Here is a 20,800-nt window from a genome sequence, read left to right on the forward strand (position 1 = left end):
TTAGTGGGATAATCTTTAGGATCCACTAGATATATCGAATAGTGATACAAACGTTAAAGCAGTGCGTGCGCACAAGAAAAAGCGTTAGACGCTTTATGAGAGTAATTGCTATAGGAAGCAATCATTACTGAGGAGGGGTACAGCTAGGGTGGCATATTCATCTTTGTGGTGGCAGCTTTTATAGAGTTAAGAAGTGATATTTTGCGTCATTTTAACATACATAAAGTAAATTAATAAAAACATCTCCCTTTTGGCGAGGATTTAACTTTTTGGCTATCCCAATTACCGAGCTCAAGTAACCACCCTACGCTTCTGTTTGAATAAATTTATAGTCTTTTGGGCTTTACAGAACTCGATTCTATATTAGAATCACATGGGACATTGAATAGTGTCCCCATATACCCCATCGCTAGGAAACTGACATGATTGTCCGGCAAACACCCAATGCCCTTAAGATATTTTTTACCCTACGTGGATCAATCATTCCAAAAATCTATCCGCAAATTTTGCTGATTACTATTCTTAGTACGCTTATCACGATTATTCAGCACTGGCTTCCTGACTCGTTTCCCTATTATGGTATGGCAACGTTTACCTTGCTTGGAATTGCGTTATCATTGTTTCTTGGGTTTCGAAACAACGCCAGTTATCAGCGTTGGTGGGAAGCGCGCGGACTATGGGGTCAGCTGGTATATGACTCTCGTAGCTTAACGCGCCAAGTGCTATCCTTTATAGACGAGGACGATGCGACTGGTATAGAAGATGACGAGGATAACAATGCAACTGGACGAGATACTCAGCGAACAATGGTATATCTGACCATTGCTTTTGCCCATGCGGTGCGCCACCGATTGCGTGGTACGCCACCTTGGACGGATATCGAGCCTCTTGTCGCAGCAATACATTATGACCGTATGCGCCAAGCGAAAAACGTACCTGATTATATAATGCGCCTGATGGGTAAGCAGCTTGGCGATATTCGGCGTCAGGGACTGGTATCGGAGCAAGTCGTACAAAACATGGACGAGCGCCTGACCTCTATGACAATTGTACTGGCAGCTTGCGAGCGTATTCATAACACCCCGCTACCCTTTGCTTACATGCTGCTGGTACATCGCACCACCTATCTGTATTGCATTATGTTGCCCTTTGGCTTGGTGGCATCACTCGGTTGGGCGACCCCGTTGATTTGTGCGGTAATTGCTTATACCTTTTTTGGTTTGGACGCGCTTAGTGAAGAGTTAGAAGAGCCTTTTGGCTTGGCGGCTAACCAGTTACCTCTAACTGCCTTGTCACGCACTATCGAGATTAATCTGCGAGAAGCATTGGGAGAGACGGATATTCCGCCTGATATCACTCCTATCAATGGTTATTTGCAATAGCTTCTATTAACAGCTATTAATAAAAGCCATTTGGCTTACTGTTTCGCGATAAACCTGACTAAATACAGACTTCACTTGAATAATCGTCCATAGACCACTATAAACAGTGCATATATTCTCTGCCTAATATAGCCATTCCACTATAAAAGTATGACAGCGTTAACCTCGCTTGAAGTATCACATGTACATCTACACTCGGTTGCCTTGTACTACTTTTGAATTGAATCGACTATAGCTTGACTGATTTAAATGCCACTTACGACCATACTGAGCCTGTCTCAGATTTTGGTGTTATGCTTTTGGCATCATTAGAGCAAATGTCTGACTAACTAAATGTCTATAGCAGCGATTTTCGAATGACTTAATGTTAGTTACTTACTACTAATGACTGATTAACTTTTACCTATTTACCTATAAAAGCGAGGCTCATATCATGAGTGATGATTCAAAAGACAACAATGATAACAATTCAAATAACCCAACTAGCAATCAGCCATCAGTCAAAGTAACTGACCTGACGCCAAATAAAGGCGCATTGGTAGGCAAAAAGACCGATATTCAAAACCCAGAGCTTTGGGAGTTCCCAATGAACTACCCATTAAGCATTATCGGTCATGAAGGCGAGCGTGAGAGTTTGCTTAATGAAGTGAAGCTAATTTTGGGTAGCCAGTTCCCTGATTTTGATTTGGCGTCTATCGAAGTTAAGCCGTCTAAAACAGGTCGTTTTCACTCAGCACGGGTTAATTTGTACCTAACGGCTGCTGAGCAAGTAAATGCGCTTTATGCCTCACTTGATAATGCAAAAACGGTTCGTATTGTTTTATAAGTCGCATAAAAAACTTTAACGCCTTTTTGGTCCAAGTCGTCACTCGCTAGTAATAAGTTATGGGTGGCGATTTTTTGTGGTTTGATGTACAATCTGCGCCCGCATTATTGCCGCCATGACTCGCAATATCAGTCGACAATAACCGAGAGAATGAAAAGTAAATCTCACGATATTTTTACAAAAATTTTATTATTGACCGCATTTGCGTCTAACCCTTATCCCATCGTCCTTTGCCAAAATTTGGACTGCCTACAACCTTGTAGCAACATAGTTTTATTCTAAAATCAATATAGTATTTTCAAAATTTTCCCGCTATATTGTGCCTACCAATTAACAAACACGCTATATGTAGTACTCAGTGATTTTAACCGTCACTATGAGTAGTGGTAGCTTTTTGCCCAAAAAAACCAGCTAGCACAACCCCGCATAATAGCGTTATAAAGAATGTCTGCCGCTGATTCAGCGCGCAGCATCACAATAAGCAATCAAAATAGAGGCCAGCATGACACATATTGACAAAATCCAAGTAACCAAACGTGATGGACGTTTAGAGCCTATTGATTTAGACAAAATCCACAAGGTAATAGCGTGGGCAGCTCACGGCTTGGACAACGTGTCTGTGTCTCAAGTTGAGCTAAAGTCGCACATCCAGTTTTATGAAGGTATCAAGACTCGTGACATTCACGAAACCATCATCAAATCTGCCGCCGACCTAATCTCTGAAACCACGCCTGACTATCAATATCTGGCTGCGCGCTTGGCTATCTTCCATCTACGTAAGATTGCTTATAACAAATTCACCCCGCCGCATCTATATGACCATGTCAAAACTTTGACAGACGCTGGCAAATATGATCAGCACATCCTAGCTGACTATAGCCGTGCTGAATTTGACGAGTTGGAAGAGTATCTTGATCACTGGCGCGATATGAATCTTGCCTATGCAGCTGTTGAGCAAATGGCAGGTAAATATCTAGTACAGGATCGCGTGAGCAAAACTGTTTATGAGAGCCCGCAGTTCTTATATATGCTCGTTGGTATGTGTTTGTTTAGTCAATACGACAAGTCAGATCGTCTTGATTTCGTCAAACGCTTCTATGATGCGACCTCAGAATTCAAAATCTCACTACCAACGCCTATCATGTCAGGTGTGCGTACCCCGTCGCGCCAGTTTAGCTCGTGCGTATTGATCGAATGTGGTGATAGCCTAGACTCTATCAACGCGACCACCAGCGCCATCGTACGCTATGTGTCACAGCGTGCTGGTATCGGCATCAACGCAGGTCGTATCCGCGCCCTTGGTAGCCCTATCCGTGGCGGCGAAGCGCAGCATACTGGTTGTATCCCATTCTACAAACTGTTCCAAACGGCGGTGAAATGCTGCTCACAAGGTGGCGTCCGTGGCGGTGCTGCGACCCTGTTCTACCCACTATGGCATTTAGAAGTTGAGTCATTACTGGTACTGAAAAACAACCGCGGCGTCGAAGACAACCGTGTCCGTCATATGGACTACGGCGTACAGTTAAACAAGACAATGTACACGCGCCTCATCAAAGGTCAAGACATCTCGCTATTCTCACCAGGCGACACGCCAGGCCTATATGATGCATTCTTTGAAGATCAAGACAAATTCGAAGAGCTATACACCAAGTACGAAAATGATCCTAACGTTCGTAGCCGTCAAATCCCAGCTGCTGATTTGTTCAGCCTAATGATGCAAGAGCGCGCCAGCACAGGTCGTATCTATATCCAAAACGTCGATCATTGCAACACGCACAGCCCATTTGACGCGACGGTTGCGCCGATTCGCCAGTCAAACCTATGTATGGAAATCGCGCTACCGACTAAGCCACTGGATAACATCAATGACGAAGAAGGCGAAATCGCGCTTTGTACGCTATCAGCGGTCAACTTGGGTAAAGTTGAAAACGTCAGCGATATCGAAGAGCCAGCCGAGCTAATCGTCCGTGCGCTTGATGCCCTGCTCGACTATCAAGACTATCCAGTAAAAGCGGCTCAAAACGGCAGCATGCGTCGCCGTACGCTCGGTGTTGGCGTGATTAACTATGCTTATTACTTAGCTAAGAATGGCGCACGCTACTCTGACGACAGCGCGCTTGGTCTGACTCATCAGACGTTTGAAGCGTTGCAGTTCTATCTCTTGAAAGCGTCAAACAAATTGGCAAAAGAGCAAGGCGCGTGCCCTGCGTTCAATGAGACCACGTACTCACAAGGTATCTTGCCGATTGATACGTACAAAGCTGACTTGGACAAAATCTGCCAAGAGCCGCTACATCTCGATTGGGAAACGCTACGCGGCGAGATCACTGAGCACGGTCTACGCAACTCTACCCTAACCGCCTTGATGCCGTCTGAGACCTCTAGTCAGATCGCCAACGCGACCAACGGTATCGAGCCACCACGTGGTCTGGTCTCTATCAAAGCGTCAAAAGATGGCATCTTAAAGCAAGTCGTGCCTGAGATTGATAAGCTAAAAGATCAGTACGAGCTACTATGGCAAATGCCAAACAATGACGGTTACCTAAAGCTGGTCGCTATCATGCAGAAATTCGTCGATCAAAGTATCTCTGCCAACACCAACTACGATCCAGTTCGTTATGCAGGTGGCCGTGTACCGATGAAGATATTGCTAAAAGATTTGCTAAACGCTTATAAAATGGGTGTGAAGACGTTGTACTACCATAACACTCGTGATGGTGCGAACGACGCCCAAGCGGATATGGAAGATGATTGCGCTGGCGGTGCGTGTAAGATCTAAGTTTTGTTGGATGGCGGGTTTGGCTCTTGGGTTAAGCTCGCTATTCGAAATTGGCGATAAGACAGTGTTTTATCTAATATATGAAATGATTTAGGTTTAGTATTTTTCTGAACTAATATTTAACCAGCTTTTATCATTCAATAAGAATAGGTAAGTAATGTGACTACTGATAGTATAATTACAATGGTTGGTTCATTAGTAAGTGTCATATCTATGGTAGTAGCTATAATGCAAGCTTCAAATGCGAAAAACTATCGTGAACAAATCAAAGCAGACATAAGAAAAATAAACTTAGCCAAATGTACTCAAAAAATTGATCGTATCTTAGAGATTTGCAACCAATTACCAACTAGCCTGAATCAGCAGCCTAGAGGTAATAAAGTTCCAAACATAGTTAAAGATATTAATAATCAATTAAGTCACTCAATCAGTATATTGAGTGAACTCGGAGCAGACAAAGAAATACGTGAGAATCTAGTAAATGCCCAAAACAAGCTTCATTTTTATGAGAAAAAATATACGCAGGGTAGTATAGATAGTGACGACGTTCTGAAAATTAGATCGTATATTCAAGACTCAATATCTACCTCAAATACTATACTATATGGAATTGGAGAAAAATAATGAATTTAGAAGAAAAGGTTAATCTACTTCAGTATCATGTAACCCTTCTTGCAAACTGTATTGATTCTGATGAACATCCTGTAGAAAATTTAATACTGACTATGAACTGGAATGAAGAACAAATCGAAAAGGCTCACGATATATTTCAAAAATATGATGAATTAATTGATCTTAAATCAGATATTGTCTGGAGTAGGTTTGAGCATGAATTAAGAGATCAATTTTCAATAGGATATCAAACTGTAAAGCGAATTGTACTCGCATTTTATAGGAACCATCAATGGGTAGATGTTTGCTATCAGTACGCAATGAGCTTTGAGCCAACTACTCCGATAGAATTTCATCAAATTACTCGTCGTAATAATTTTTAAATTTTAATAAAATAGCTATACTAAAAATGTATTACGTATTCAAGGTGAAATTATGATCTTAGATGCTGCTATTATTTCTAAAGCTATTATAGCTGTTATATCTCCTATTGTAGCAGCAGCTATAAAAATAATTTACAAGCCAAGAAAAAGGATATCTTGTGTAATATTTCTTGATAAAAACCTTAAAAATACAGAGTTAGAAACTGAATCGAAACAGTGTATTACTCTTGAATTTCATAATAGTGGTAGTAAATCACTTACCAAAAAAGACTTTCACAAACCAGTAGTTTTAGATTTTAAGAATGGTTCTAAGATAATCAGCTATCAAATTTATGATAAAAATCCATCCAATGTAGAAGTATATACTCGAAAAGAAATTAACAAAATTCTAATCTTACCCGATCTAATGAATAAAAATGAAAGTTTTAAATTAAATATTACTTTGAAAAGATTTGAAGAAAACAGTTTAATTATTTTGCATAGAATGATTGATGTAGAACTTAAGGTATCTAAAAAATCTGATACTAATTTTATAGACTTTATAAGAATCTTATTATCTCTTATAGTCTTTTGTCTGATTATGTTCTGGATATACAACTCTATAGGAATACTGGAAAATAACTCAGATATATTCAAGGAATTTGTAATTGCACTTTCCAAGTCTTTATTTATATTACCTATAGTTTACTTTATCATTCACATTCGTTTGCCTAGAAAGAAAATTGAGTATGTATTTTGATTTTAAATTTAACAATTTGTTGGGTCTCATTCTTCGACACCAACCTACGTTTAGATCGTAGCGGATGTTGTAGGCTGGGTTTTTAACCCAGCCTTTTAATTCTGCAAAAACAGGATGCTGGGTTAAAAACCCAGCCTACGCAAAAACATAGCCAACTTTATAGCTTATGTTGGCTCGTGATGTAGGGTGCGCCCCGCGCACCAACAGTTTGAAAGTGTTTAACGGTGCTTAAAAAGCACCCTACGCAATAAGCATAAATAGCGATACTTGTAGGCAAGATCAACCATGTCCTAACAAGGTCGTTTAGCCCCGACTATAGCGGTATCCTGCTGACGACGATGGCGATGCAGTCCGTGACTGAACGTAGTATCGAGGCAACAGGAATGCGGTCAGACACAATAGACTGCACGCCAGCGGCAAGGCAGATACAAGCGGTAGGCGGGATTAGCTACTGTTATAATTAAAACATACAGATAGAACTAAAACGACGGAGGTCATGTGCAATATACCGCAATCATCAAAGACGGTGGTTTGTTTATCCCAAACGTATTTTCAGACCTAAACGATGGTGGCTCGCATATCGTACAAGTCGAGGTTGATATTGCAGAGGTGCGTCAGCAGTTAGGTATGGATGAAGCACCAAAGACAACTGTCGCCAAAAAAAGCGTGGCAAAAGCAGTCAAAAAACCAGCATCGAGAGCGGCTAAAAAAGACTTAAAAATAGCAGCAGAAGAGTCTGATGTGAGTACCCTACGCAAAAGCGCACTTGATGAACTAGAAGCACTCGATGATAGTGAGCTGAGCGAAATATTCAAAGCCTATATGAACGATGGGCAAGAGTCGTCGCAGATATCGCTAGAGAACCTCTAAGCTAAAACGCTATAATCCAAAAACGTGTCATAACCTCAAATCAAAACCAGTCAAACCCCTATAAATTAATAACCGTATCAATTATAAAGGCAGTCCCATGACTTACTCGATTTTTTCTCAAACGCCAAACAATGCGCTAAAAGAGCCGATGTTCTTTGGTCAGCCCGTCAACGTGGCGCGCTATGACCAACAAAAACACCCTATCTTTGAGCAATTGATTGAAAAGCAGCTATCGTTCTTTTGGCGTCCAGAAGAAGTCGATGTATCACGCGATCGTATCGACTTTAGCAATCTGTCCTCGCATGAGCAGCATATATTTTTGAGCAACCTCAAGTACCAGACCCTACTCGACTCTATCCAAGGTCGTAGTCCAAACGTGGTGCTACTGCCGCTGGTGTCTATCCCTGAGCTTGAGACGTGGATTGAGACATGGTCGTTCTCTGAGACCATTCACTCACGCAGCTATACGCATATCATTCGTAATATCGTCAATGACCCAAATATTATCTTTGATGACATCATGCAAAACGAGCACATCTTAGGCCGTGCCTCTGATATCGCCCAGTACTATGATGAGCTGTACCGCAACTCACAGCTATATAGCCTGTATGGGCCAGGTACGCACAACATCAATGGCGAGCAAGTGACGGTTGATTTAAGATCATTGAAGAAACAAATGTACCTATGCATCATGGCGGTCAACGTCCTAGAAGCCATTCGTTTCTATGTGTCGTTTGCCTGCTCGTTTGCGTTTGCTGAGCGCAAATTGATGGAAGGTAATGCCAAAATCATCAAGCTAATCGCTCGTGATGAAGCGCTGCATCTGACGGGTACGCAGCATATGCTAAACCTCATGCGCAATGGTCGTGACGACCCTGAAATGGTCGAGATTGCCGCAGAGTGTTATGAAGAAAGCATCGAAATCTTCCGCAAGGCTGCTGAGCAAGAAAAAGAATGGGCAGGCTATCTGTTCAAAGATGGCTCGATGATCGGCCTAAACAAAGACATTTTGTGCCAATATATCGAATACATCACCAACTTGCGTATGGAAACGGTCGGCTTGCCAGCGGCGTTCCCGAACTCAAAGTCAAACCCAATCCCGTGGATCAACACGTGGTTGTCGTCTGACAATGTGCAAGTAGCACCGCAAGAGACTGAGATTAGCTCGTACTTGGTCGGTCAGATTGACTCTGATTTATCGGATAGTGATTTTGATGACTTTGAATTATAAGAGCTGAGTTGTAAGAGATTTGAGCTATAAAGGTTTGAACTATAAAAATCTGAATTAAAAGAGCTTGGAATGATAAAGGCTTAAGCGGTAGAAATTTGAAGCTATAAAATTTCTACCGCTATAATCGTCTTATGGGTTAATAGTAGGGATAGTAATAGCATAGACATATCCCAATAGGATTAACGATGACTTGGGTAATGACCAGTAAAAAGCAGTTCTATCTACATGATGACGAGAGTCTGCTAGATGGACTGCTACGCACCGGACACGATGTAAACTATCAATGCCGCGAAGGCTACTGTGGTAGCTGCCGAGTCAAACGTATTGCTAGCTCGCATACAGTCGATTATCCATTTGACCCACTGGCGATGATTGAAGAAGATGAAATCCTGCCTTGCTGTTGCCGTGTGCAAGGCGTTATTTATATCAATCATGACCCGATTCAGAAGTTATAGCAGGGTTATATATAGATAAAGTTAGCCTTTAAAATTTAGAAAAATCAGCTCCAACAAAAAGCGCGCTCCTCTAGATAAGGAGCGCGCTTTTTTATGTTATCAGCCAAATAAAAATGCTGACTCATATATACATTATGAGTCAGCACATAGTGGTAACAGTAACTACGACTTACTGCGACGCAGCATCTTGTTCAAACAGTTTCATCAGCTCTTCACGCATACGATCACGCTCTGCCTTTGACATCATTGGCGTTTCTTCATCACCTTGAATGTTTGGTTGCTCCATTCCACCCATGCTCTCATTTTGTAGTACGACAGGACGCTCAAGCGGCTCTTGTGCTGGACGCTCTTCTAGCGTGATTTTTACTTGGGCGTTTTTACCTTGACGTAGTATCTGCGCATCCAGTTCAGTGTTTGGTGGCTTACGAGCAACATACTGAATCAAAGTATTGGCATCTGTCATCTCGACATCATCGATGGTTAGGACGATATCACCGACACGTAGACCGCTTTTTTCCGCTGGACTGTTATCAATGACGTTTAGCACTTCTACACCTGTTGACGTCTCTAACTGTGTTGGGTCACGTAGCTGTGACTGAATCTCGATACCTAACCAACCACGACTGACACGGCCGTCTTTGATCAAGGCATTCATCACTTGCTCAACCAGTGCCGTTGGAATCGCAAAGCCAATGCCCATTGAGCCACCAGAGCGCGAGAATATGACGGTGTTGATACCGACTAGCTCGCCATGAGCATCGACCAGTGCGCCGCCTGAGTTACCCGGATTAATCGCCGCATCGGTTTGGATAAAATCTTCAAACTTATTAACGCCCAATCCAGTACGTCCAGTCGCTGAGATAATCCCCTGCGTCACTGTCTGACCCACACCGAACGGATTACCAATTGCTAAGGCCAAATCACCCACACGAATCGGATCTTCGCGGAAGCCAAGTGGTGTCAGCCCTGTCATATCGACCTTGATCACAGCTAGGTCACTATCAGGATCTGTACCAATGATTCTGGCACGGCTCTTACGACCATCATTGAATGCGACTGTGATTTCATCAGCTTTTTCGATCACATGAGCATTGGTCACGATATAGCCATCTTCTGATACGATCACACCAGAGCCTAAATTGGTATTGCCCTGCTCTTGTGATGGGCCACCATGATATTCAAAAAACCGGCGCAGTACGGGATCATCCATATAAGGATGCTCGGTCATCGTTTGCGTCGTATAGATATTGACTACAGACTGCGACGCGCGCGCCACCGCATTATGATAAGAAGAGATAGGCGCTGGCGTGTCCGACACTGGTTCTGCTGCTTGCTGCTCAGCAGGCGGGGTTCTCGGCGGCTCCCATGTAGCCTCCGATGTCGACTTCATACTCGTGAACAACCAGATAAACGCTGCCAACACTAGCAGCAATAAGACCCAAGGTAACCATTTTAATAAAGACGCCTTGTCATTGGTGTTCCGGGATGACGACATATAAAACCTCTATAAATTTATTGCAAACAGACAGTGAAAAACGAAGTGAGATAATAGCAACCGCTTAGCTAGTCTTGACCCATTCATAGGATGGTCAAATGCTATACAGCTAGGCAGACTCACGTGTATAAATTATAACCGCAATACCAGTAAATAGTAACGTATCGTGTACCATTTCAGTTATCCAGCTTGTCTGCTTGCTTACAACGACATGTTAAAATAGCTTTTACGATACTCGACACTTAAGCATCTTGAGAATTGAACATAAAGCTAGAAGCTAAAAATTAAACATTCTCAAACATGACAGATAATACATAATTTTTGCTTAGTTAATCTATAGCACCTTACGACATACATTTTATTAATGACAGGAAAATATAATGACTGCAAATCATACGACAGCTGAATCCAATACTCAAAGCATTAGCGCTCAGGCGTTGACACAGTTCTGTGACGACTACTTATCTACCAGCGCGTTTAAAGACTATGCGCCAAATGGCCTACAAGTCGATGGTGGACGCCCGATTCAGCGTATCGTCACTGGTGTCACGGCTTGTGAAGCCTTGATAGATGCTGCGATTGCTAACAATGCCGATGCGATTATGGTACATCATGGATATTTCTGGAAAGGTGAACCTGCTACTCTCACTGGGATGAAAGGTCGACGCGTGCGCAAGCTGATGCAACATGGTATCTCTATGCTTGGCTATCATCTACCGCTTGATGCACACCCAATCTCTGGCAATAATGCGAAGCTTGCTGACGTACTCGGCATGACAATCACTGGTGGGCTATATCCTACTGAATCCCATCCTGTGGGCAATATCGCTACTTGTACACCGCAAAGCGCTGACGATCTTATTGCCACCATTACTCAAGCTTTAGGTCGCGCGCCATTACATATCTCAGCTGAGTATCATGCAGACTCATCTGCTCAGACAAATGGTAGGCTGATCGAACGTGTGGGTATATGTACGGGCGGTGCACAAGATATGATTGAGCAAGCGGCTAGCATGGGCTGTGATGCGTTTATCTCAGGAGAGATATCTGAGCGTACCACGCATAGCGCGCGTGAGCTTGGGATTGACTATTTTGCTTGTGGTCATCATGCGACGGAGCGTGGCGGTATTCAGGCGTTAGGAGAGATAGTCGCTCAAAAATTTGGTCTGCCAGTTACCTTTATCGATATCGAAAATCCAGCATAAACTAGCCACTTAAAAAGCCATTTTAAACGGTGGTCATTTATAGAGAAAAAATTGTAGAGAAAATGATAGTTTAAAAGCCAAACTAGACTTGCTAACAGCTATAGTCACACCATAAGCATAAAGTCTAGTTTGACTACCATTTGAACTTTGTTATTCTATTTTTGATTATTATGTACCAAATATCTGGAAAATTAACCGTTTATATCTTAATTGTTAAGTTTTATCGCTTTTTTCTTAACTCCACTTGAATAATGCAATTAGTAACCGCATATTACTACCCGTAAGAAAGAACGTTTTGTCATGAAACTTCCCATTATTACAGCTTCCGGTTATGGCACTAAAATAATGCTGGTAGTTATTTAAGACTTTATCACGCTATATCAGTGATAAGGTTTTAAACCGCTACCCATTGAAATACTATGTTTGCACTATATATGTTAGCGGCATAGTATTTTTTTATTTTTGGTGTCGCGATGACGATATGACATAGTCAGTTTGATAGACAGCTATAAACTATCAATTCTGGTTATTTTGCTTACCCTCATTGCTGGACAAACAACTTTAGTAGCCAGCTATCCTATTACTAGTAACTTAATATTAGTGATTCAAAGTATAGCCAGCCATCAAAGTTAGCATAGTTAAAACAGATGAATGTATTTGCCTCATTGGCAAAACCTTACATCAATGTTTCAAGCTATGCCTTTGTCTCAATAACTTAATCATGACCTTACCTATGTTTGACATATAGTTGTTTGGCCACTAGCCATATTTAGTTATCGATGAAGGAATCATCTGATTTATATCCTTCACGTCGTTGTGCGTTCAGTATTTTAAACCAGTACTTATAAATACTATTTAGAACGTTTTTATGACATATCGATAGCTAGCTGACGACAAACTATCCCACTAACTCTTAGAGAGAGTACGCTAGTGGCGCTATAGTCAAACAAGATAGAGCGGCATTTATCCTATTAAAAATGCCACTTTATTTAAGACACGATATCGATATATGTCAATATTATGCACATATATTTATGCGTGTTTTTGCGGTAAGAAGGATGGCTAAAATCAGGAGACATCCATGCAGCGTATTACTTATCGTGTAAAAGTATCTGCGCAAGGGGCCAAACGCCGTATTTCTTATTTACTGCGTCCATCTAAACGCCTACTGAACACCAAAAGTAACATCGTTTCATCCGTTACCCCTATTGCGTCTAATCGTTTTGCCAGAACCAAGAAGCTGGCACAAATCTCTAGCATCGCTCTACTCTCGTTGCCCGCTGAGAGTTTGACGACCATGAACACATCGGTACCAGCCTATGACAACGTCATGCTGGAGAACACCTTGACCATTGCTGCGGTACCAGGCGATAGCACTTACTTTGCTACCGATGGCTTCCAACATGGTTTTGGGTTTGATCTGGTGCGCACTTATGCTGACGAGCTCGGTGTCGATATCAATCTAAAAGCCTACGCCAGTGAAGAAGCGGCGCTAAAAGCATTAAGAACCGGCAACGCTGACATGGCGCTGACTACGGCTAGCACTAAGCTAAAAAGCCAGTTGAACCTATCTTCTATCAATGTCAGCTGTGGTTATGATTCTAGTCTGACTAAAAATGGTCTACATCCTAAGGTAAGTTGGACATTTAGCTCATCCAATGATCCACTATCAAGAAAGGCCAGTTACTTTTTGTGCGATAGCATCAAGCTAAAAAACACACAAAAACTTGCCGCGTTCTACAATCAAAACTTGCTTAAGGATGCCTATAGTCAGGATCATTTCCAGAAGACGTTGACGGAAAAATTACCGGACTATCAGTCTTCGTTTGAAGAGCAAGCACGCAATTATAATCACGATTGGGAACTATTGGTCGCGATGGGTTATCAAGAGTCACATCTTGATGCCAACGCTGTCTCGCCGACTGGCGTACGCGGATTAATGATGCTGACCAACAACACTGCAAAAGCGATGGGCGTCTCAGACCGTGTTGATCCTTACCAAAGCATTGGTGGCGGTGCACGCTATCTAGAGCAAGTGAAAGCGGACTTCTCTGACGTGCCAAAAACTGACCGTATCTGGTTTGCCCTTGCAGGTTATAACATGGGTCCCAATGCGGTAAAAAGAATCCAGCGCGAACTACGAGCTCAAGGTATCGATGATAAGAGTTGGGCGAACGTCTATGCTTATTTAGCAGATAATAGAGCGTCGAATAGCCGCTATGGTCAAGCCATGCATTATGTCAGTAATATCAGAAGCTATCTTGAGACGATCAAAACCCAGACTGTCTAATTCGTAGCTATTACTAGACAGTTCGCAAGCTGACGTCTCAAAATAAGTTATTCTTGTTAAATAAAAAAAGCTGCTCTTATAAAGAGCAGCTTTTTTATGCGTTACGATTAACAGTTAATATCAATGACGTCTCGTTTAAACGGTATCCATTAATATTTTATTCATTAGCGATTTGGAACTGTCAGACGCTGACCACGCTGCAACATCGTATCCGCGGCAATATTATTCATATCAGCCAGCTCTTGCGTTGATACGCCATATTTACGTGCTAGACCAATCAAGCTGTCGCCCGAACCAACCGTGTAGCTTACTGTCGCTTTTGGTACTTTAAGCGTTTGGCCGCGTTGTAGCTGAGCATTGGTCGCTAGATCATTTGTCGCTGCCAAGTCCTCTACTGAGATGCCAAACTGACGTGCCAAAGCAATTAAGCCATCGCCAGATTTAACTTTGTAGCTTTCAGTATTACCTAATTTCGTACCACTGCTTGCTGAGCTACTACTGTTACTACTAGCAGAGCTGCTGCTTTGACTGCTACTAGATGCGCTTGCCACACTACCGCTCGCAGGGATAGTGATAGTACGACCCAGTATCAGATTCGAATTGGTATTTAAGTTATTTGCTGATGCCAAATCACTTAAGCCAATATTGTAGCGTTTGGCGACACCCGTTAGCGTATCACCTGATTTTACTTTGTAGCTGACCGCTTTGTCATTTAACTGACGATCAACCAACTCTTTAGTAGCAGGAACTTTAATCGTTTGACCACGTTGCAGGCGAGCTTTTGCATCAAAGTTGCTGTTTACCGCAGCCAATTCCGTTGCACTCACTCCGATGCTGTTCGCAATACCAATCAGCGTATCACCTGATTTCACTTTGTAATTGGTGGTCGCGACCGAGCTTGAGCTGTTACTAGCACTTGTCGTACTTGCAGCATCAAAATCAACACTGGCTGGCACTTTAAGCGTCTGACCAACATACAGCGAGCTTGTGCTGTTGATGCCGTTAAGGCTGGCTAAAGTATCTGTCGAGACGTTGAATTGACGTGCCAATGCAATTAAGCCGTCCCCTGCTTTTACTTTATAGTTTTTGGTCGCAGTGCTTGATTTACTCGGCTTGGTAGAAGGCGCTGCAGGTGTCGTCGCAGGGGCAGTCACTTTACCCGGTATGAGCCATAGTTTTTGACCTCTGAGCAGATCAGCACGGCTGCTCAGATTATTGTAGCTGGCTAGTTGGGTAACTGATAAGCCAAAACGATTAGCCGTACCGATAAGCGTATCACCACCTTGTACAACATAACTATCAGGCTGACTAGCGGCTGCGTTGTTAGCAGTACTCAATGGCTCGATAGTCTTGGCATCATATAGATATAACGTGCTGCCAGAGAGCAAATTGGCACTGGCATCTATCTGGTTCCATTCTGCGATATCACGCCAGCTAACCCCTGCTCGACTCGCAATGTTCGAGAGCGTATCGCCACGTTTTACCGTATAAGTGGTACGTGCGCCCTGTGGTTTTGGCTTACTTACCGAGGTTTTAGCAAAGCTAAGTTTTTTCTCTGCGCCACTCGCTTCTAAGATAGACTGCTGCGTCTGTACAGCTGATAGATTGATGTTGCCGTCAGCATTGATAACATTGGTCTCAGAAGTATTTCTACGGATTTGATTAGCAATAAAATCACGCTCTTCTTTGCTAAGCGGTGGCTCTTGGACAATCGTATTGTTCTGAGTAATCTGAGCTGAGGTTGTCGGTAAGCTGTTACTGCTCTTAAGCTCAGCATTGATCTTGTTAGTCTCTGCGGTGGTCAGTGGTGGCTCAGTACGAGCTGAGGAATTGCCGCTGTATACCGAGCTGCTAGTCGGTGTCGCAGATGGTGAGATATAGCTCGTGGTCTGCTGAGGTACACTTGCGCTAGCGGCATAATCGGCCAATGCGCTACCAGTAGATGGCAGTGATGAGGCAGTATATGGTTTGTTATTGTAGCTTGGCGTCGTGGCTGTTGTACTTGAGCTACCTGCGTTGTTTGAAGCGAGTACATTGCCTGTACCATTACCTCTGAGCCCGCTTAGTTTGGCGTCAGCATTGAGACTGACGTCGTTAGGAATGATGACACGCTGTGGACCTGAAGAATCAACGCGGCCTGATGTCAGTGCGGTATTTAGACGCTCTAGCTCATCATAGCTAACGCCAGTTAACTGCGATACTTCTGCCAAGCTCACACCATAGTTAACAGGTACACTACGGAAATGCTGACGGTTAGCAATAGCTGGTAGATACACACCATACTGCTCAGGCTTGGCAACGATTTCGGCTACAGCTAAGAAACGCGGCACATAGTTCATCGTTTCAGTCGGTAATTGAAGTGACCAATAGTCTGTTGGTAGTCCGCGCGCTGCATTGGCATCGATTGCTTTCTGTACACGGCCAGGGCCAGCGTTATAGGCAGCCAATGCTAGCTCCCAACTACCGAACTGATTGTGCAGTGCTGTCAAGAAGTCATAGGCAGCACGTGTCGATTCGATAACATCGCGGCGACCATCATAAGTACTGCTTTGGTTCAAGCCATAGATACGGCCTGTACTCGGGATAAACTGCCATAAGCCCGCAGCTGCCGCACTACTCGTACCACTTGGATCGTAAGAGCTTTCGATAACTGGTAACAAGGCAAGCTCTGTTGGGATATTGCGACGCTCTGCCTCTCGTACCGTATGATAGATATAACGACTGGCACGTGCAGTTAGGCGATTTAGATAATCCTGTCTACTGGTAAACCAGCTTTTTTGACCTTCAATACGCTGATTATAGATTGGCTTACCCCCATTCATACGGTAGCCTGCGCGTAGACGATTCCACAAATCACCATATTGCTGAATAGCAAGCTGGTTACCTTCTACCATGGTCATGTCAGTGGCTTCTAACAAGTCAGCCAACTCATCTAAACTCTCTGCGTCCAAAAACGCAGTTGAGTAATCTGCACTACCTGTATTAGCCCCTTGATTGGCAGGACTTTTAGTGATGACAGATGAGCTATTGGTCGCACCTTTGTTTTTTACCGCTGATGTATTGCTACACGCACTAATCAGTAAAGTGGATACCGCAAGCGTCAATGGCAACGCAATAAATGAGCGAGAGTGTGATAGCACAGTAGACATGATATTGGAGGTTTCCTAACGACAGAAATTAATAAGATAAAGTTGATGGATAGTATAGTATGCAATGTAAAGCAAAGACTAGCCTAATATAAAAGATAATAATAGACGCTCAAGTAGCCTATAAAACTAAGTAATAACTGTTTAACCAACTAAAACCCTTTATAGGTTAGAATCTCAGCCAGTTAGATTAGCTATTGCTTATATGACCTATTGTATTTCGAGTCTTGCTTAGTTAATGGCGACTTAATTAATAGCCACCTGAGATACTGCGCGCAAGAGCACTGCATTACCAGTAGACAAGGTCAAGGTCACACGAGATGTGGTGACAAATGATACTTGCTGACCATTTTTTACCCAGCTCTCATTGGTCGTCACATTGGCTTTGGCTTGTGAACCAGTAATCACCACATTATCTACCGAAATATCATAGCGATAATTAGACGTATCATTCCAACTGTTTTGAAGCAGCTTTAAATACGCGTCTTTGTCTAAACTGGTAGATTTACCTTTTCTAGATAAAGAAATAAGCGCGTCATCTGATACAAGGCGCGATACCTGATTGATACTTTGGCTATTCGCTGATGCTTTCATTGCAGCGGCATAGTTCTGTACCAAGTCCTCGGTCATAGTTGCCGCTTGTGCATTGATACTGATGGTGCTGGCTACTGCTACGATTGCAGTAATGCTGGCGCTTTTCACCAATAGAGCTAATAGCCTATTTCCCAATAATTTTTTCATGATAATCCTTAGCGATATTTTTTTCGTTAGTGTCATATAGTGACGATTAACGCTCTTTTATCATTTATTTCGGCAGTGTATCTGTATAGATATATCTATATAAGTATACTCATATCATATGCCGAGCCTATCATCGAATTCTCACAGCCATGTGACACCCTGTGTAATTATTGCGAATAAAAACCCAAGCTATCAAATCAAATGTTCTTAACATTTTATGCTGTAAATCCTAGCTCAAACGGTTAGATGCTTCGTGGCTCTATTTGTATAGTCAGCCCATAATGAGCTGACCATTGTTAAACCATCAATCTGTAGAACCGTCAATACTATGGTTAAGCTATTAACGTTAGAGTTTGGCATCGTTAAGGCATAGTTAAGGCTTCGTTAAGACTTGGTTTCGTTAGTACTTAGGTTCGCTGTTACTGTCTTCATACTGTTCATCATCGCTGAGCTTCATGCCCAAACGCTCTACCCGTCTATCCATCATCTGGCGAGCCAAGGCCTGCATGTCTTCGACGCGGTCTATCTCATCGACAATCTCAAGACCTAACAATGTCTCAAATACATCTTCTAACGTGACAAGTCCTTTAACTTCACCATATTCACCGACTGTAATCGCAATATGAATACGGTTTTTTAGCATCAATTCTAACAAGTCAAACAGCTTCATTTTAGAGAAAACAAAAGTGATGTCGCGCTGAAACTGCGTCAACGGCTTATGCATAGCATGATTAACTTTAGCCAGTAGCATATCCGTTTTTAGAACAAAGCCAGTAATGTTATCCAAGTCACCATCGTAGATCGGCAAGCGAGAAAACGTCAGCTTTGGACGATCAACCAATAGCTCAGCAACAGTTTTATTTTCTTCGAATGCAAGCATCACTGATCGCGGGGTCATGATGTCTTCGACTTTAATCGCGCCAAACGCGAGCAAGTTACGAATGATACGCGACTCTAGTGGGTCAATTTGACCTGACTCTTCACCGATACTAGCAAGAGCAGCAAATTCGCGGCGGCTAAATGTTTGCGGTTCTTTACCACGTACCAATAGTTTTGTCAGACGCTCTGAGAACCAGATTAATGGGTATAGCAGCAGGATGATGCCACGAACGAAATAAGCAACCAAGCCACTTAGTTGACGCCAGTAAACTGTACCTAATGTTTTTGGGATAATCTCAGACAAGAATAAGATAGCAAGCGTCATGAGGGCAGAAAACAGACCAAACCACGCACTACCAAAGACGATCGTAGCCTGTGCACCCGCACCGATAGAGCCGAGTGTATGGGCAACCGTATTTAACGTTAAAATAGCGGCTAGTGACTGATCAATATTATCCACTTTCAGGCTTTTAAGCATTTCTGCTTTTTTGGGACTGGTCTCTTGCACATCTGCAATAAACGATGGCGTCATGCTTAGCAAAACAGACTCTGCTAATGAACAGACAAAGGAGACACCAATAGCGAGTAAGACAAAAAATATCAATAAAGAAACGCTAAGCGCAGTTGGTGCTGCCGCCTCGCTAGATGCTGATACAGCACCAGCTGCCCACACTGCCTGCGGTAGCATAAATATTGCTAATGCAGATAGTGCCGAAAAAGAAGTATAACCAAATCGAGAACTAGTAGTCATTCTCGGGGGAGGTTCTGCAGATGCGTCTTTACGATGAGCGCGCGGACGACATAAACGAGGTACAAACATAAAAGTGGTGAACAAGTTAGGTAACCTAAAAAGAGAAAAAGGAAGATAATGTCATGAGCAATTTATATCGATTTTCAGATTACTATTAATAAAGCAATAGAATGCATCTGTCTATCGTATAAATAGTTACTCAAAGCTGATTTAGCTGATTTAATCGCTATTTCAAAGTCATACTATGCTTTAAAAAGCGTAATATGGTTCAATATGTAGCATACTAAATACAGGCAATCATTGCCATTTGATAGTAGCATTGATGATACCATTTCACAATAAGTCGCCATTTTTAAGTTTTTGTTTTTTGATGACTTTTATTGCCCTACTATTAACGGTTGTATGACGACATCTTTACTAGCCAATTCATGACAGCTATTTAAGCTGAGGCTTTATATAGGTTATCTGAATATAGTAAAAACATTGTTGTCCTATCCGTTGGCTGATAGTATGCCTTACGCTAAGAAAAACACGCTCAGCCTATGATTAACAGTTACCAAGTCTGGGATTTTTTGTTACTATGCGTCTAATTTTATTATTGTCTATGACTTACTGAGAGATATTATGAGCTTATTTATTCAAGCTGCCCATGCTGCGCCAGAGACTGCAGGTGCTGCAGGTCTATTCGGTCAGATTTTACTGCCTGTTGCGTTTTTTGCGATTTTTTACTTCTTGGTCATTCGCCCGCAGTCTAAGCGTACTAAAGAACACCGTGCCATGGTTAACGCATTGACCGTGGGTAGTGAAATCATTTTCGCTGGTGGTTTAATGGGCCGTATCAAAGCAATCGAAGGCGATTATGCCGTTGTGAGCCTAAACAACAATACTGACGTGAAAGTACAACGTGCTTCTGTTATTTCAGTATTGCCTGCTGGCACGATCGAAAGCGTCTAATTAGAATGTTCACTAGCTTTTATTAGTGAACATTCAATAGTCGTCACATTAACGAATGTAAT

At 42.5% G+C, this 20,800-nt stretch carries 16 protein-coding genes; 12 read left to right on the top strand and 4 right to left on the bottom strand.

The window, feature by feature from the left end:
- Positions 1 to 422: 422 nt before the first annotated feature.
- From ACQKC9_RS03980 to yfaE, 9 genes are all read left to right on the top strand, one after another.
- Entirely contained in the window at positions 423 to 1,382 is a 960-nt protein-coding gene (locus tag ACQKC9_RS03980) for a bestrophin family protein (RefSeq protein ID WP_427620585.1), read from the top strand.
- A gap of 535 nt (positions 1,383 to 1,917) precedes the next feature.
- Complete coding sequence (locus tag ACQKC9_RS03985) at positions 1,918 to 2,208, top strand: YbeD family protein (protein WP_057762424.1); 291 nt, start codon at positions 1,918 to 1,920, stop codon at positions 2,206 to 2,208.
- Between the two features lie 502 nt (positions 2,209 to 2,710).
- Positions 2,711 to 4,987: a class 1a ribonucleoside-diphosphate reductase subunit alpha gene (gene nrdA / locus ACQKC9_RS03990; RefSeq protein ID WP_102090443.1), complete on the top strand. Its 2,277-nt coding sequence runs from the start codon at positions 2,711 to 2,713 to the stop codon at positions 4,985 to 4,987.
- A 159-nt stretch (positions 4,988 to 5,146) separates the two neighbouring features.
- Positions 5,147 to 5,611 (top strand): hypothetical protein, encoded by a 465-nt coding sequence (locus ACQKC9_RS03995; RefSeq protein ID WP_427620586.1) that lies wholly within the window; start codon positions 5,147 to 5,149, stop codon positions 5,609 to 5,611.
- Entirely contained in the window at positions 5,611 to 5,982 is a 372-nt protein-coding gene (locus tag ACQKC9_RS04000) for a hypothetical protein (RefSeq protein WP_427620587.1), read from the top strand. The genes ACQKC9_RS03995 and ACQKC9_RS04000 overlap by 1 nt, the downstream gene beginning before the upstream one ends.
- Before the next feature lie 52 nt (positions 5,983 to 6,034).
- Positions 6,035 to 6,721, top strand: coding sequence for a hypothetical protein (locus ACQKC9_RS04005; protein WP_427620588.1), 687 nt, complete (start codon positions 6,035 to 6,037; stop codon positions 6,719 to 6,721).
- Positions 6,722 to 7,219: 498 nt separating this feature from the next.
- Entirely contained in the window at positions 7,220 to 7,591 is a 372-nt protein-coding gene (locus tag ACQKC9_RS04010) for a hypothetical protein (protein ID WP_427620589.1), read from the top strand.
- 97 nt (positions 7,592 to 7,688) lie between these two features.
- Positions 7,689 to 8,822: a class Ia ribonucleoside-diphosphate reductase subunit beta gene (gene nrdB, locus ACQKC9_RS04015; RefSeq protein ID WP_057759544.1), complete on the top strand. Its 1,134-nt coding sequence runs from the start codon at positions 7,689 to 7,691 to the stop codon at positions 8,820 to 8,822.
- Between the two features lie 185 nt (positions 8,823 to 9,007).
- The gene (yfaE, locus tag ACQKC9_RS04020) at positions 9,008 to 9,277 is read left to right on the top strand and encodes a class I ribonucleotide reductase maintenance protein YfaE (protein ID WP_427620590.1); all 270 of its coding nucleotides are present in this window, start codon (positions 9,008 to 9,010) and stop codon (positions 9,275 to 9,277) included.
- Positions 9,278 to 9,446: 169 nt separating this feature from the next.
- Here the strand turns inward: yfaE and ACQKC9_RS04025 are convergent, their stop codons facing one another.
- Positions 9,447 to 10,772, bottom strand: a complete 1,326-nt coding sequence (locus ACQKC9_RS04025; RefSeq protein WP_427620591.1) for a S1C family serine protease — start codon at positions 10,770 to 10,772, stop codon at positions 9,447 to 9,449.
- A 380-nt stretch (positions 10,773 to 11,152) separates the two neighbouring features.
- Between ACQKC9_RS04025 and ACQKC9_RS04030 the strand changes: the two genes are divergently transcribed.
- Together ACQKC9_RS04030 and ACQKC9_RS04035 are read left to right on the top strand one after the other, a co-directional pair.
- The gene (locus tag ACQKC9_RS04030; RefSeq protein WP_427620592.1) at positions 11,153 to 11,977 is read left to right on the top strand and encodes a Nif3-like dinuclear metal center hexameric protein; all 825 of its coding nucleotides are present in this window, start codon (positions 11,153 to 11,155) and stop codon (positions 11,975 to 11,977) included.
- A 1,081-nt stretch (positions 11,978 to 13,058) separates the two neighbouring features.
- Positions 13,059 to 14,267 (top strand): transglycosylase SLT domain-containing protein, encoded by a 1,209-nt coding sequence (locus ACQKC9_RS04035; RefSeq protein ID WP_427620593.1) that lies wholly within the window; start codon positions 13,059 to 13,061, stop codon positions 14,265 to 14,267.
- 164 nt (positions 14,268 to 14,431) lie between these two features.
- On the opposite strand, the gene ACQKC9_RS04040 is transcribed toward ACQKC9_RS04035, so the two are convergent.
- The 3 genes from ACQKC9_RS04040 to ACQKC9_RS04050 form a co-directional block, all read right to left on the bottom strand.
- Positions 14,432 to 17,416, bottom strand: a complete 2,985-nt coding sequence (locus ACQKC9_RS04040; protein WP_427620594.1) for a LysM peptidoglycan-binding domain-containing protein — start codon at positions 17,414 to 17,416, stop codon at positions 14,432 to 14,434.
- Positions 17,417 to 17,659: 243 nt separating this feature from the next.
- Positions 17,660 to 18,154, bottom strand: coding sequence for a hypothetical protein (locus tag ACQKC9_RS04045; protein ID WP_101205368.1), 495 nt, complete (start codon positions 18,152 to 18,154; stop codon positions 17,660 to 17,662).
- Between the two features lie 400 nt (positions 18,155 to 18,554).
- On the bottom strand, positions 18,555 to 19,853 hold the full coding sequence (locus tag ACQKC9_RS04050) for a CNNM domain-containing protein (protein ID WP_427620935.1): 1,299 nt from the start codon (positions 19,851 to 19,853) through the stop codon (positions 18,555 to 18,557).
- A 555-nt stretch (positions 19,854 to 20,408) separates the two neighbouring features.
- Between ACQKC9_RS04050 and yajC the strand changes: the two genes are divergently transcribed.
- Complete coding sequence (gene yajC, locus ACQKC9_RS04055; RefSeq protein WP_057759529.1) at positions 20,409 to 20,738, top strand: preprotein translocase subunit YajC; 330 nt, start codon at positions 20,409 to 20,411, stop codon at positions 20,736 to 20,738.
- Positions 20,739 to 20,800: the final 62 nt, after the last annotated feature.

Source organism: Psychrobacter sp. NPDC078409 (assembly GCF_050268505.1).
Classification (GTDB): domain Bacteria; phylum Pseudomonadota; class Gammaproteobacteria; order Pseudomonadales; family Moraxellaceae; genus Psychrobacter.

Bases quoted from the DNA above. Each gene is read 5' to 3' on its own strand.
- yfaE (WP_427620590.1), top strand. From the start codon at position 9,008: ATGACTTGGGTAATGACCAGTAAAAAGCAGTTCTATCTACATGATGAC.
- ACQKC9_RS04050 (WP_427620935.1), bottom strand. From the start codon at position 19,853: ATGTTTGTACCTCGTTTATGTCGTCCGCGCGCTCATCGTAAAGACGCA.
- ACQKC9_RS04025 (WP_427620591.1), bottom strand. From the start codon at position 10,772: ATGTCGTCATCCCGGAACACCAATGACAAGGCGTCTTTATTAAAATGG.
- ACQKC9_RS04040 (WP_427620594.1), bottom strand. From the start codon at position 17,416: ATGTCTACTGTGCTATCACACTCTCGCTCATTTATTGCGTTGCCATTG.
- ACQKC9_RS04005 (WP_427620588.1), top strand. From the start codon at position 6,035: ATGATCTTAGATGCTGCTATTATTTCTAAAGCTATTATAGCTGTTATA.
- ACQKC9_RS04000 (WP_427620587.1), top strand. From the start codon at position 5,611: ATGAATTTAGAAGAAAAGGTTAATCTACTTCAGTATCATGTAACCCTT.
- ACQKC9_RS04045 (WP_101205368.1), bottom strand. From the start codon at position 18,154: ATGAAAAAATTATTGGGAAATAGGCTATTAGCTCTATTGGTGAAAAGC.
- yajC (WP_057759529.1), top strand. From the start codon at position 20,409: ATGAGCTTATTTATTCAAGCTGCCCATGCTGCGCCAGAGACTGCAGGT.
- ACQKC9_RS04035 (WP_427620593.1), top strand. From the start codon at position 13,059: ATGCAGCGTATTACTTATCGTGTAAAAGTATCTGCGCAAGGGGCCAAA.
- nrdB (WP_057759544.1), top strand. From the start codon at position 7,689: ATGACTTACTCGATTTTTTCTCAAACGCCAAACAATGCGCTAAAAGAG.
- ACQKC9_RS03980 (WP_427620585.1), top strand. From the start codon at position 423: ATGATTGTCCGGCAAACACCCAATGCCCTTAAGATATTTTTTACCCTA.
- ACQKC9_RS04030 (WP_427620592.1), top strand. From the start codon at position 11,153: ATGACTGCAAATCATACGACAGCTGAATCCAATACTCAAAGCATTAGC.
- nrdA (WP_102090443.1), top strand. From the start codon at position 2,711: ATGACACATATTGACAAAATCCAAGTAACCAAACGTGATGGACGTTTA.